This is a genomic window from Paenibacillus sp. TAF43_2 (genome assembly GCF_052113545.1).
In the GTDB taxonomy this organism is placed as follows: domain Bacteria; phylum Bacillota; class Bacilli; order Paenibacillales; family Paenibacillaceae; genus Pristimantibacillus.
On record NZ_JBFRDK010000021.1, the window covers coordinates 39,409 to 53,496 of the forward strand.

The 14,088-nt window shown below is 46.0% G+C and carries 11 protein-coding genes; 7 read left to right on the forward strand and 4 right to left on the reverse strand.

Going from position 1 to position 14,088, the window contains the following annotated elements:
• Positions 1-2: 2 nt before the first annotated feature.
• Genes AB4Z17_RS07110 through AB4Z17_RS07120 form a run of 3 tightly spaced genes read left to right on the forward strand, consistent with a single transcriptional unit; the run spans position 3 to position 4,870 of the window.
• The gene (locus tag AB4Z17_RS07110; protein ID WP_441958945.1) at positions 3-881 is read left to right on the forward strand and encodes a carbohydrate ABC transporter permease; all 879 of its coding nucleotides are present in this window, start codon (positions 3-5) and stop codon (positions 879-881) included.
• 5 nt (positions 882-886) lie between these two features.
• Positions 887-1,867 (forward strand): carbohydrate ABC transporter permease, encoded by a 981-nt coding sequence (locus AB4Z17_RS07115; protein ID WP_441958946.1) that lies wholly within the window; start codon positions 887-889, stop codon positions 1,865-1,867.
• A 15-nt stretch (positions 1,868-1,882) separates the two neighbouring features.
• Positions 1,883-4,870: an alpha-L-arabinofuranosidase C-terminal domain-containing protein gene (locus AB4Z17_RS07120; protein ID WP_441958948.1), complete on the forward strand. Its 2,988-nt coding sequence runs from the start codon at positions 1,883-1,885 to the stop codon at positions 4,868-4,870.
• Between the two features lie 38 nt (positions 4,871-4,908).
• On the opposite strand, the gene AB4Z17_RS07125 is transcribed toward AB4Z17_RS07120, so the two are convergent.
• On the reverse strand, positions 4,909-5,823 hold the full coding sequence (locus AB4Z17_RS07125; RefSeq protein WP_441882668.1) for an ArsR/SmtB family transcription factor: 915 nt from the start codon (positions 5,821-5,823) through the stop codon (positions 4,909-4,911).
• 234 nt (positions 5,824-6,057) lie between these two features.
• Between AB4Z17_RS07125 and AB4Z17_RS07130 the strand changes: the two genes are divergently transcribed.
• Complete coding sequence (locus tag AB4Z17_RS07130) at positions 6,058-7,026, forward strand: glycoside hydrolase family 43 protein (RefSeq protein WP_441958951.1); 969 nt, start codon at positions 6,058-6,060, stop codon at positions 7,024-7,026.
• A gap of 103 nt (positions 7,027-7,129) precedes the next feature.
• Here AB4Z17_RS07130 and AB4Z17_RS07135 read toward each other — a convergent pair whose 3' ends face one another.
• Both AB4Z17_RS07135 and AB4Z17_RS07140 read right to left on the reverse strand, forming a co-directional pair.
• Entirely contained in the window at positions 7,130-8,458 is a 1,329-nt protein-coding gene (locus tag AB4Z17_RS07135) for an FAD-dependent oxidoreductase (RefSeq protein WP_441958963.1), read from the reverse strand.
• Positions 8,459-8,773: 315 nt separating this feature from the next.
• Positions 8,774-9,457, reverse strand: a complete 684-nt coding sequence (locus AB4Z17_RS07140) for an HAD family hydrolase (protein ID WP_441958953.1) — start codon at positions 9,455-9,457, stop codon at positions 8,774-8,776.
• Between the two features lie 162 nt (positions 9,458-9,619).
• On the opposite strand from AB4Z17_RS07140, the gene AB4Z17_RS07145 reads away from it, so the two are divergent.
• Together AB4Z17_RS07145 and AB4Z17_RS07150 are read left to right on the forward strand one after the other, a co-directional pair.
• Positions 9,620-10,372 carry an SDR family NAD(P)-dependent oxidoreductase gene (locus tag AB4Z17_RS07145; RefSeq protein ID WP_441958955.1) on the forward strand — a complete coding sequence of 251 codons (753 nt, stop codon included), beginning with the start codon at positions 9,620-9,622 and terminating at the stop codon, positions 10,370-10,372.
• A 32-nt stretch (positions 10,373-10,404) separates the two neighbouring features.
• Complete coding sequence (locus AB4Z17_RS07150) at positions 10,405-10,686, forward strand: hypothetical protein (RefSeq protein ID WP_441958957.1); 282 nt, start codon at positions 10,405-10,407, stop codon at positions 10,684-10,686.
• 704 nt (positions 10,687-11,390) lie between these two features.
• Here the strand turns inward: AB4Z17_RS07150 and AB4Z17_RS07155 are convergent.
• Complete coding sequence (locus tag AB4Z17_RS07155; protein WP_441958959.1) at positions 11,391-13,436, reverse strand: RICIN domain-containing protein; 2,046 nt, start codon at positions 13,434-13,436, stop codon at positions 11,391-11,393.
• A gap of 309 nt (positions 13,437-13,745) precedes the next feature.
• Here AB4Z17_RS07155 and AB4Z17_RS07160 point away from each other — a divergent pair.
• Positions 13,746-14,088 (forward strand): ABC transporter substrate-binding protein (locus tag AB4Z17_RS07160; protein WP_441958961.1); only part of this gene is annotated, 343 nt, incomplete at its 3' end.

Genomic DNA, 14,088 nt, shown 5'->3' on the forward strand with positions numbered 1-14,088 from the left:
GCATGGGCAAAAAATTTGGACTCTCGATGAGAGGCCGCCACATCTTTGAGGGATACTCGTTCATTTCCATATGGGTTGTCGGTTTCTTACTGTTCATGGTCATTCCGCTCGGCAAATCACTTTATTATTCGCTTAACAATTTAGAGGTTACGAAAGCAGGGCTAAAGGCATCTTACACGGGCTTGACCCATTACCGCGCCGCCTTTACGACAGACATCGATTTTGTGCCGCTGCTGCAAGCTACGCTGACAACGATGCTGACGCAGGTACCGCTTATTCTGATCTTTGCGATGTTCAGCGCATTGCTGCTTAATCGTCCGTTTCGCGGCCGTACATTGTTCCGCGGCATATTCTTTCTGCCGGTTATTATCGCTTCCGGCRCCATCTTGAGGGAGCTGCTGGAGCAGGGTGCTGCCCAGCTCCCGATCTTCTATCAATACGATCTTTACAGCAAGCTAAACGCATTTATACCGGACAGCATCTTGGACCCGCTGCTTCAATATGCAGATTCTTTAACCCTCGTCATGTGGGATTCGGGCGTGCAAATATTGATTTTCATCGCGGGTTTGCAGACAATCTCGCCAGCGTTATATGAAGCAGCCAAATGTGATGGCGCAACAAAATGGGAAAGCTTCTGGAAGATTACGTTTCCGATGATTATGCCGATGCTGTTCGTCAACACGCTTTACAGCGTCGTCAACTCGTTTACCAAAACAGATAACCAAATTATGAATCACATTATGAACAATGTGTTCAAAACGAATAATTACGCTTATGGCTCGGCAATGGGCTGGATTTACTTTATTGTGATTTCGGTTGTGCTAGCGGTCGTATTCTTCATCTTCCGCAAAAGCTTGTCAGCAACCGAAGGTAGGGGGTAGAGGGCATGAATTCACCTAGCATGACCGAAAAATATGCCGACCTTCAAGGCAAAGCGGAAGAGGTCTGGAAGATTACTTGGATAAAGCGCGGACGCGGCGTAATCGGAACGTTTTTCTATTATGTCGTTATTCTCAGCTTGGCGTTTGTTTTCGTTTATCCGCTGCTTTATATGGTATCAAAATCGCTGATGCGGCCGGAGGATGTGGCGGATGCTACGATTCAGTGGATTCCGAAGCAGTTTAATCTAACGAATTATTCGATCGCAATGGAGGAAATTAACTTCTGGCCGGGACTGCTGAACAGCTCCATCATTTCATTTGGCAGCGCGATGCTTCAAGTCGTAAGCTGTTCAATTGTAGGATACGGCTTCGCACGTTACCGATTTCCCGGTCAAGCGTTGTTTCTGGCGATGGTTGTATTTACATTTCTTGTGCCGCCGCAGACGATCGTTGTGCCGTTGTTTACCTTTTTCCTCGACTTGGGCTGGGTAAATACGCATCTGCCGTTCGTTGTTCCGGCGCTGCTTGGACACGGACTGAAAGGCTCTTTGTTCGTCCTTATCTTTATTCAATTTTACCGAACGCTGCCGAATGTGCTGGAGGAAGCGGCAAGAATCGATGGCGCGGGTGCGTTCCGGACGTACTGGATGATTATGTTCCCGCTCGCGAAACCTGCCATGCTGGTTGTCTTCCTGTTCTCGGTCGTATGGCACTGGAATGACCTGTTTGAGCCGAATATGTATTTGCTCGTTCCAGAATACTTCAACCTGGCGCAAAATATGGCTTTCTTCAACGGCAATGCGAATCTGGATCTTCAGCAGGCATCCAGCTCGGTATCCTCAGGTACGCTCGGCATGGCGCCGACGCTGCAAAACCAAGTTATGGCTGGGGTTATGCTAACGATCCTGCCGGTGCTTATTTTGTACATGTTCACGCAGCGTTATTTCGTCGAGAGCGTCGAACGTTCCGGTATCGCAGGTGAATAGTAGGAGAGATGCAGCTTGATTGACATACGTCTGAAGAAGCTGACTGCCATATTGCTGCTGGTATTGGTGGCAGCTGTTATCTGGATTGTCTTCAGCCAGGGGCAGGAGCCTAAGATAAAGGAAACAGCCCAGCGAGATGAGCAGCAGGCTTATCAAAATTGTTTGCTGCTGCGCTACACTTTCGATCATGCGGAGAAGTCGGAGCTGAGCGCTTCACCGAATGAATTGCTGGACGCATCAGGTCATGATAATACTGGGATGCTGAGCGGCGGCGTGCTACAGAAAGAGGGCAAGTTCGGAAGCAGCTTGCAGCTGGACGGATCAAGCGCCTATGCGGAGATGCCTACGGCAATTTTGAATGGTTTGGAAGAGCTGACGATATCCGCATGGGTTAATATTAACGATCTGCGAACGTGGCAGCGAATCTTTGATTTCGGCAATGGAGTGGATCGTTATTTGTTTCTCACCCCGATGTCAGAAACAGGCAAGATGAAGCTTGCGATCAAGAATGGCGGCGGCGAGCAAATCATCAGCACCGAAACGGAGTTTCCGGCGGACAGCTGGACGCATGTTGCCTTCACTTGGTCTGGCAGCACGGGCATTCTTTATTTGAATGGGCATGAAATCGCCCGCAATGGTGATCTATCGATCAAGCCGAGTGATATGGCGGGCACGACAGGCAACTATATCGGAAAATCGCAGTTTGACGTCGACCCGTATTTATCCGGCCAAGTAGACGAGGTGCGGATTTATAGCGAAGCTCTATCCGTTGATGAAATTGCTGATCAACGGACTGAAGGGATGAACGATCAGGATACCGTTGCTTTTGCGGTAGAGTGGTTATCTCTTCCAAGCAGCAGCCGTGTTATGGAATCTTTAGAGCTGCCGCGCAGTGGACCGGGTGGCACAAGCATTGTCTGGTCCTCTGATCATGAAGAAACAGTTGCCCCAGATGGCACAGTTACTAGACCGGCAAGCGGACATGGAGATGTTGAAGCAACGTTAACGGCAATGGTCAACAAAGGAAAAGCAGCGGGGGAGAAAAAAATACCGCTTCGCATATGGGAGGAAGGGGCAGCGGATTACGCGATTTCCATTCAAGCGGATCAGACGGGCGCTCTTGTAAGTGATACCTTATATGGGATTTTCTTTGAGGATATCAATTTTGCTGGTGATGGCGGCGTGTATGCAGAATTGATTGAAAATCGCTCCTTCGAATTCGGCGATTCATTCTGGAACTGGGCAGTAAGAAAAGCTGGATCTGGAGACGGAGCAGTAGAAGTTGCGGATAAAGCGCCGCTGAACGCAAACAATCCACATTATTTATCGATACAGGTGAAGGCTCCAGCCCAAGAGGATGAGCTTGCAATCGTTAATAGCGGTTTTGGCGGAATGGCTTTGCAGCAAGGTGAGAAATATGATTTCTCGATGTATGCAAGAAGCAGCAACCATGCAGCGCTTAAGCTTACTGCTTATCTAGAAGACGATGGCGGCAAAAGGCTAGGCGAAACGGTAATCACAGCCGAGAAAATGGGAGCGGAATGGACGAAGCTGAAGGGGACAATAACGGCTTCAGAAGCAGCTCTGAACGGAAGACTGGTACTGGGTGCGAATGGTAACGGCCAAATCGACGTTGATATGATCTCGTTATTCCCGCAATCCACATGGAAGAATAGACCAGGCGGCTTGCGTGCAGATCTTGTCCGCATGCTGTCTGATTTGAAGCCGTCATTCGTAAGATTCCCCGGAGGCAGTATCGTTGGGGGAGATGGAATTGGCAATCGCTACAATTGGAAGGATTCGATTGGAGACCCGTCCGAACGAAAGCAAAATACGAATATGTGGGGCGGCGGCGCCTTAACGACGCCGTATTATCAAAGCTACGGGCTTGGCTTCCATGAGTATTTCCAGCTAAGCGAGGATCTTGGAGCAGAACCGCTGCCTGTCGTAAATGCAGGAATGGGCGATCAATTCCGTCAGTCAGACGTAGCGCAGATAGAGGAGCTTGCTTCTTATATCCAAGATGCGCTTGATCTGATCGAATATGCAAATGGTTCTTCAACGAGCAAATGGGGAGCGAAGCGGGCGAAGAATGGACACCCTGAGCCGTTTGGGCTTCATTACCTTGCGATTGGCAACGAGCATTGGGGTACGGATTATTTTATAAGATACGAAATGTTTGCAGCTGCGATTAAAGAGAAGTATCCCAATATTCAACTTATTGCGTCCGCAGGTCCTTCGCCTTCTGGTCCTATATTTGATGATGCTTGGCAGTGGCAGAAGGATAAGCCGACAGATATCGTCGATGAGCATTATTATATGAATCCTGATTGGTTTATAGCGAATTYGAATCGATATGATACGTATGATCGGAACGGGCCGAAAGTGTTCGTAGGCGAATATGCAGCACATAACGGCAAACGCAGCAACAGCTTCGGTTCAGCGCTGGCTGAAGCGGCGTTCATGGTCGGGTTGGAGCGGAATTCTGATGTTGTAGCTATGGCTTCCTATGCACCATTGTTCGGTAAGGAAGGGTATACACAGTGGTCGCCGGATTTAATCTGGTTCAACAATGCTGAAGTATACGGGACTCCGAACTATTATGTGCAGCAAATGTTCAGCAATCATGTTGCGAGCTCGGTACTGCCTGCTTCAATTCGCATGCGCAGCGGCGAATCGTACGAGGCGGGACGCGGCGGTAAACAAGGAGAGGAGCCGTTTTATTTCATAGCGGGCAGAGATGAGAAGACAGATGAGATCATTCTGAAAATCGTAAATGCCAATGACTATACAGTGAATGCGTCTATTGAAGTAAAGGGGAAAACGATAGCCCCGCAAGGAACGAAGCTGTCGCTCCAAGCGGATATGGGTGTGGAGAATTCGTTTGCGAAGCCTGCGGCCGTGCTGCCTAAGGAGCAGGCTGTTGATGGGTTGTCTAACACATTTACGCTGGAGCTTGCGAAACAATCCATTACGATCTTTAGGCTGAAAAATTTACCGTAAAAAGGGGATGAAGAGCTAGCAGCTCGCGCCGCTAGCTCTTATTCGTTCCTTTCATAATAAAGCTTAAAGACGATGTCTTGATTGTAATTGCCAAACCCAGAGCCGAATAACGTAACGCCGCCGACATTTTCAGCGTCCTTCTCGACAGCTATGCGGAATTTCCATTGCTTGCTTAATATGTTGACATCATCAAGAGTAACATCGGATATTTGCTGACCGTCGATGAAGGTTCCGGCTTGTGTAATCTTCAGCACCTTCAACAGGCCGTATTGATTAATTTCATCCCACCACCAATCGGGGGTATACTTTCCGCGTTTGCCGCCGAAGTCGCCAGGACTCGTCCATAGGCCGATTTTGGTGTCATTTAAGTAAAAGGAAATGTCGGAGGGCCAATTGTCATTGGCAAAAGGAGCCTCGGAGGAAATTTCAAACGAAATTTCGAGCTCAGTAGGCTTCTCGCTTTTCAATAAGAAGTTGGCTGTTTTGTATTCAATAAAGCCGCTGCTAAACCATAAGATTCTGGCATTGATGCGATCAGGATCAAGAAAAAAACGAGGCTCATCGAACATGCCAATGACTTTAGCAGTCGTAGCGAGGCCGCAGGTAGGCTCCACTTCAAAGTCGGTGTAGTGGCCGATGGAAATGATGGATTCATGATAAGTGCGAAGCGCTGGGCGCCGTGTTGACGGGAAATCTATCTCAATGCTATCTGTGATAAGTTTGCACATTTTTTTGGTTCCGCCACTGCTGGAAACCATCTCGGAGCTGATTAAACCAGCTTTTTCGAGCTTTTTCACATGCATCGTCATAATGGGGCTGCTCAGCTCGAGCGCTTGTGCGAGATCCTTGATGTTCATCTCCTGCAGAGCAAGCAGCTGTATGATTTTAAGCCTTACATCGCTGGCTAATGCTTCATAGATGGGTAAATGAGTATCTGAAATATCAATTTTCATACATTCACTCCGCTCAATTTTTTAACATTGGATTTGCCTTACAGCTTGTGATTGAAAATATGAAGTCGAATTCGTTAATGAAAATGTTATTCTGATATATCTTATCTATTTTATATGCAAAGAGAAACCTTGACAATTTATATTTAGACCGGTGCAACCCTTCGTATTTATAGTAATGAATCGATGAAGTTATTTTATAAAAATAGAAATATTAGCTGGAGGACTGAGAGAAACATGAGCACACAAGCATCTGAACAGTCGCAGAAGCAGCTGCGAAATCCGTTAATAGAGCAACGAGCAGATCCGTGGGTAGTGAAGCATACAGACGGGTATTATTATTTCACAGGTTCTGTGCCTGAGTATGATCGGATTGAGCTGCGAAGAGCACTAACGCTGGAAGGACTTACCGATGCTGAGCAGGTTGTGGTATGGGAAAAACACGATTCGGGACCAATGAGCCACAATATTTGGGCACCTGAGCTGCATTTTATCGCTGGAAAATGKTATGTATATTTCGCTGCCGCAAGGGCAGATGCGCCATTCAGGCATCGCATGTATGTTATTGAAAATGATTCGGCTAACCCGCTTGAGGGCGAGTGGACGGAGAGGGGCCAGATCATTACGGATTGGGATTCTTTCTCACTTGATGCGACAAGCTTCCTGCATAATGACGAGCAATATTTAGTATGGGCGCAGCAAGACCCAGCCATTCAAGGCAATACAAATTTGTATATCGCTTCGATGAGCAATCCTTGGACGCTGAAGAGCAAGCAGGTATTGATTACGAAGCCGGAGCTCGACTGGGAAGTCATTGGTTTCATGGTAAATGAAGGAGCGGCTGTCCTGAAGCGGGGCGGGAAAATATTTATGACCTACTCCGGCAGCGCCACCAATCATAACTATGCGATGGGTTTGTTGACTGCTGAGGAGAACAGTGATCTGCTTGATCCGCGCTCATGGGTGAAGACGCAGACGCCAGTGTTTACAAGCTGCCCTGAAAATAGTCAATATGGGCCAGGGCACAATAGCTTCACCGTGTCTGAGGATGGGGAACAGGATATTTTGATCTATCATGCTCGCAGCTACAAGGACATTGAAGGCGATCCGTTATTTGATCCCAATCGTCACGCCCGCGCCAAGGTATTTACGTGGAACGCCGATGGAACCCCTCATTTCGGGAAGCCGCCGGCTGATAATTTGTAGTGAATAAGCAAGAGCCGGTTGTAACAGGGCGGCTTTTGTTTATTAATTGATAATAAAAAAGCTGCAAGGATGGCGGAGTGCCATCCTTGCAGCTTTTATAAAATTATACAGCTTGCAAGCCAGCTTGGTTAAGCATGTTCCATGGCTTGTTGTAATGCGGCTGGAAGAAGAAATCGACGTAGCTTAATTCCTCCATCGTCATTCCGTTCTGGATGCAAACCGACAACGTATTTATCGACTGGGTGAGATCAACCTTCGATAACACCTGTGCGCCAACGATTCTGCCGTTATCCGCTTCATATACGACCTTTAAAGTCACTTGCTCAAAGGTAGGCATGAACTCAAGTCGGTAGCTATCAATGATTGTGACATTTTTCACATTCATTCCCGCAGCAAGTGCGCCTGTTTCCGTTAGACCAGTCGATGCAATGTTATAATCGTAAATTTTAATGCCCGACGTGCCTTGTGTTCCGAGATATCTGACCGTTGGTTTCATCAGGTTTTTGGCTACGAGCGTTCCCATGCGGACAGCGTTTGTGGCTAAAGGAATATAAGCGTTTTGCCCTGTTGGATTATAGTGGATGGCGCAGCTGTCGCCAGCAGCAAATACATCGGCTTTGCTCGTTCTCATATAATCATCCACAATAATTGCGCCGTTTGGAAGCATGTCAACTTGGCCTTTCAGCAGCTCAGTGTTAGGTCGGAAACCGATGCAAAGCACGACGAGATCTGCTTCATATTCTCCAGCTGTCGTGATGACCGTCGTTACATGACCCTCGCTGCCCTTGAACGAAGTAACCGTCTGACCAGTTGCGATCGTTATCCCTTTATCAATCAACGCCTGCTCTGTAACATCTGTAAATTCACGATCCAAGTATTTATATAAAATGCGTTCCATATTGTCGATTAAGGTTACCTGTTTGCCAAGCTGTTCAAATGCTTCTACGAGCTCAATACCGATGTAGCCGGCTCCGATAACTGCAATGCGGTTCGCTGTTTTTGCTTTCTCGATGATTTCTTTCGAATGGTTGTAGTTTTTGCAAAGAACGATATTTTCAAGCCCGATGCCGTCCATTTGCGGAATAATCGGCCACGAGCCTGTTGTAACGACGAGCTTATCGTAGCTTTCAGTAAATTCGTCTCCCGTTACAAGATTTCGGACCTTAATTTGTTTAGCATCCGTATCTACTGCAAGCACATCATGTCGCATATGCGTCTTCACGCCAAGCTCAGCGAGCTGCTCGGGCGAAGCATAAAATAGCTGCTCAGCATTTTTAACTACACCGCCAACATGCAGTGCGATGCCGCACGATAGAAACGAGATATTGTCATTCCGTTCATAAACGGTAATGTTGGCCTCCGGGTAAAGTGCAGCCATTTGTTTAATTGCAGCAGTTCCTGCATGTGTACAGCCAATAACAGCAATGTTCATCGTCATAAAAAACGCCTCCTATGGGATGTGTAGAGGGTAGTCTGCTATGGCAGCCGCCCTTACAACGTGAATTAATTCACAATATGCTATACAGTGTGAAAAGATTCACAACCTTTGATTGCTTTTATCATATTCGCTTTTGAGAAAATTGACAAGGGGTGTTCAAGCTGTTTTTACAATATTAATTAAATTTTCAGATTATTTGACACGTTTTGTCCACAACTTCCACAGTAACCTTTTATCCATACGATTGGATGAAATAAACTCAGAGCAGTAGCTGTGAGTCATCAAAGTATCTATTTTGCTTCTATTTTATTATGGCAAATGAGATATTAAATGATCAGGATGGAGCAGCTTCGTGTAATGGCTTGTTATATAGGTATTAAACCAAAAGGCATGGAAAACTTTTAAGCCAGCGTTGCATGCGCCATCCAGCTCATTAGAACCGCCATCGCCTACAAATGCCGCATTTTCGGGTGATACGTTTAACCGCTCACAGGCTAATTGATATATACGAATGTCTGGTTTGGCTAAGCCAACTTCATATGAGAAGAGGGCATCATCAAAGTAGGGAGCGAGCTGGCTAGCTTTCCACTGGCGAATTTCTTCTTCTGTACAATTGCTAATAAGCCCTATTTTTATGTACTTGCTTTGCAGCTCTTTCAGCATGGCAAGAACAGCTGGCTGAATCGTTAACAATGGAGCCTGCTTTTCATCGATTCTTGTTCGATACAAGTGTTCCACTATTTGTTCGTTGTAAGGCAAATTCTGCTTCTCCAAAATGTCTCTCATCACTTCAATGAAGTTAACATATTGTCCGGTCATTCTTGCTTCTTGGCGTTTGCGCCATTCTTTCTTGAAATCGCCATGATTCATGCCGAGAAGTGCAGCATCGTCCGCGGATCTATTGATGGTGCGCTTGCCATCCGTAAATTCAGTTATCAACGTTTCAAATAAATCGAAAAAGACAGCTTTAGTGTTCAGGTGGATCAGCTCCATTTTTCAGATTTTCTAAAGAATCCTGCCGTTGTTCCGTTGACTATTATTTCGTGAAGCTGCTGTATTTGTCCTCTTGATGGAGGTAAGCGGTTTGGATTTTCATTTTGCTTCGATTTGCTTTAAACTCTTTAGGTAAAAGGGCACGTTAAGGAGGCATCCAAAATGAAAGCAGCATACGAGGATAAGGTTGTACTAATAACAGGCGCTGGGGCTGGTATTGGACGAGCGCTTGCACTAGCTTATGCGCAGCAAGGAGCACTGCCTGTATTAGTGGATAAAAACGAAGAAGGTCTGGAGCAGACTGGCTTGCTGCTGCAAGAGGCAGGTTATGATTCTTTATCCCTTTCTGCCGATATGAGCAACCCTGATGACATTATTAAAATGCTGCGTGATTTGGAAACGATTGTCGGGAGATTAGACATCGTCATAAACAACGCGGGGTTTGGCATATGGAAGTCGCCATACGACCTATCCATTGATGAGTGGGATAGCGTTGTGAATACGAACCTGCGCGGGACGTTTGTCTGCTCGCGTGAGGCTGCCAAGTTGATGCGGACAACCGGCGGTGGGGCTATCGTAAACATTTCTTCAACGAGAGCAATGATGTCGGAACCGAATTCAGAAGCCTATGCGGCATCCAAAGGCGGGATTCTCACGCTAACCCACGCGATGGCGGTTTCGCTCGGCCCAGATCATATTACGGTTAACGCAATATGTCCAGGTTGGATCGAAACGGGAGATTACAGCAAGCTGCGCCCAGAGGATCATGAGCAGCATCCGTCTAAGCGGGTAGGCAAACCGGAGGATATTGCACGGGCATGCCTATATTTAACAGACCCTCAAAATGATTTTGTAACCGGAACCCACATCACTATTGATGGCGGTATGACGAGAAAAATGATTTATGAGGAGTAGTTTGACGGGAGATATAGAGTGAGTGTAATGGCATGGAGTATGGGAATGGTGCTGATCACGTAGTGAGTCAGCTCCATATGGAGTATATTTGTTTAACAAAAAGAGGCAGTCTCAAAAGCAGTTTATCTGCTTTTGAGACTGCCATTGCTTTATTTAAAGCAGTGGTTATCATAAAACAGCCTGACTATGAGGGAGCTGAAATAAGACTATTTTCTAGCTCTATTTTGGTGAGAAGGGCACGTTTGATGAAAATAGGACTATATTTTAGACTTATTTTTGCTGAATTGGCTCATATTGAGCTTCTTCGTGGGTGATGAGTGAAAATAAGGCTATTTTCTAGCTCTATTTTGGTGAGAAGGTCACGTTTGATGAAAATAGGACTATATTTTAGTCTTATTTTTGCTGAATTGGCTCATATTGAGCAGTATCGAGGTTGATGAGAAAAAATAAGGCTATTTTCTAGCTCTATTCTGGTAAAAAGGGCACATTTGATGAAAATAGAACTATATTTTAGCCTTATTTTTGCTGAATTGGCTCATATTGAGCATTATCGTGGGTGATGAGAGAAAATAAGGCTATTTTCTAGATCAATTTTTACAAAGGTGCGAAGTCCATGCTTATTTGTGAAACGCCATCTTTAACTGTTACGCCTGCGTCCCGAGACTCTTCGATAATCAGCTGGATGCATCATTGGTGACCTAAACTTAGTGTAAACTGAAATGGAGCCATGAATAAATACTCCTCTCTAGAATGGTTTAGGCAGCTTCTGCGAGATGAGTATTTACTTCATGGCTTACTTTTTATGAAATCCTTCATATTACACAATTACACAGGATTCAACTTCCAAACGCTTCGAGGATAGAAAAGTGACTTATTTTAGTTAGTTGATGCCGGAAAGACCACGGTAGGACAGATCCGTTAATACGGTGATGAAATGTCCGATAAGCTTTTTACCTTCTTGGCCAACCAACCCATGTATTGAATTCTTTTTTATGCTAAAAAAACAGGGGTTGCCCCATCAGCTAACGCGAACAAGCTTCCATCTTTGGGCGCCGTTTCCGAGATCATCCCAGATTTGAACGTTTGAACCGTTGGCTGTGCCAGAAGCAGCGACATCCAGCGCCCTATTGCTGAGTGAGTGGATAAGCTTGAAGTAACCGCTCCCTGTGTCGATGATCTTCCAATGCAGATTATCTGAGTTCGCATAATCCCAGATTTGAACATTGGTGCCGTTAGCTGTTCCTGCCCCGCTGACATCAAGCGCTTTGCCGCTGTTCGTGTTAATGAGCTTGTATGCTCCGCCCCCGACATGCGTAATTTGCCAGAGCTGATTTGCCTGATTCGCACCCTCCGTCCAGATTTGCACATTGGAGCCATTCGTTGTTCCCCAAGCATCCACCTCAAGCGCTTTGCCGCTATTTGTATTGATAAGTTTGTATACACCACCTGAAACGACACCATTGTAAACATCGTTGCGAGTAAACTCAACCCGGTCAATATCGACCCATTGGCTCGCTTGGCTGTTTGATGTGAAAAAGCCAATGGTTGCCTGGCCGTTTACAACTGCGATGTTCGAGAGTGTAACAGGCGTCCAAGCTGTGGTTACGGGGCAATTGGTTTGCCGCGACGTTCCGCCAAAATCTTTTACTTCCATTACGCAAGAATTCTGCCCGCCGCTGCTCCGCATATACGCACGCAGCGTATAGCTGCCATTATCAAGTCCGCTAATCGTTTGGCCAACATAAGCCGATGCAGGTCCGCTCGTTCCGGCTAGTCCGATAAAATAATTGCCCTGGGCGGCGGGTACACCGACACCATCGTTTGTGCCATGTACTTTAATTCGAGCGGGGTAATCATCGCCAAATGTCGTCCAGCCGCTTACGTTTGCCGTTTCAAAGCTCCAATTTGTTACTAGGTTTGTGTTCGATGGTGTAACTGCATGACCAAATCGAATATACACTCCGCTGCTTGGATAGTCTGCACTCGTCGCTGCAAGGACGTGAGTAGAATCTATGGGCAGCAAGGCATTCCAATTTGAGCTGGTCGAGTCGCTTACTGGGAAAATATTAGTCCGATATTGCCAAGTTGCACCATTGTCTGCGCTAATCATCGTGTACATGGAGGAGAATGCGTCGCCGGTATTCGTACTGTCATTGTCCGTTTGAAAAGAAGCAAGCAAGCGGCCATCTCCAAGCTTAACAACAAAAGGCGCACCAGCTTTTTTTCCGGATTTGGAAGGAACATAAAGGGTTTGACGAGGGACGTTCCAGTTATAACCATCCGACGATATTTTATATTTGATAACAAAAGGATGACCTGCGACGTCGGTCGCTTCGAACACTAGGATGTATTGGCCATTAGCCATTTGGGTAATAACTGGCATTCCATCTCTAGAGCCTGCGGCAACACCGTCGCTGACAATCGTTTCGCCGCTCCAGCCGTTACCGGTCCATGTTTTCATAATAAGCTTCTGAAGGCCTGTATTGCCTACAGTGGCAGGACCATCATCTGCATAATATACAGCTATTGTATTGCCAAGCATCTGAAGATGCGGCTCCCATAATCCTTTGAACGAGTTTGCTGTGGCAGAGCCGATTTGGCCGTTCGTTAAATCTGACCAGGTGCTGCCGCCATCGGTGCTTTTTTTGGTTTTTAGGTAAGTGTTATAAATCGAACCGGATTGCACAACAAGGCGGTACGAAAGCCAAATCTCGCCATTCGGCAACTGAAGCATTTGGCCATTACCTACATCACCGCTGGAATCAGCTGCAGCTTGTATAGCAGGAGACCAGGTATGACCGCCGTCCGTGCTGCGAGAAAGCATAATTCTTGTTTTGCCCCCGCCTGCATTCGTATCGAAAGAGGCTAAAATATCGTTATTGTTCAGCTTTAGCAGCCTTGGATACCATACTCCGCCGTTTTGAGGTGTGAATACGGTTGCGGTATTTGAGGGCCAAGCTAATCCAGGGGCTGCAAATGCTTGAAAACCAGGGAGCAGTATACTGATTATAAGAAGCAAGCCAATCCATAAAGCGGTTATTCTAACCTTGCTTTGGACAAACATGTGAAACCATCTCCTCTTATTGTTTTGTAAGCGCTTCAAAACGGATTATAGAATATATTAGTATTTAAATATATACTAAAGTTAGTATATCCTGTGCTTTAAAAACGCTGGAATGATAGAAGTTGAATGAAAATGCAGAAGTTTTCGTTTGAAAATGGGGTTATAGACTGCTTTTTAAGGTGAAGCATTAGTTGAAAGAAGATTATTTCTCATTTTTTATACTAAATAGAGTATTTAAAAGTATAACAATATAATCTAGAATGAGTTCATCAAGGAAGCGCTTGCAAAAAAAGGGAGGCGTCAAACGAAATGAATAGAAAATYATCCGCGAAGCTTGGACTTGTAATGCTATTATGCTTTGGAATGCTGCTATCGGCTTGTTCATCAGGTGGAAATGGCAACAGCACTGCTACAAATGGAAACACGGGGAATAAAGGTGATGCAGCAACAAACGCACCGCAAGAAAAAGTAAAGATTTCGTTTATGGGTCATGGCAGTCCGCAGGAGAAAGATATATTTACGAAGCTGATCAAATCGTACGAAACGAAATATCCGAACGTAAAGGTAGAGTACACAAGCGTGCCGCCTGCTGAATACAATCAGAAGCTGTCTACGCTGGTTGCATCGGGCAAAACACCGGACGTATTCTATG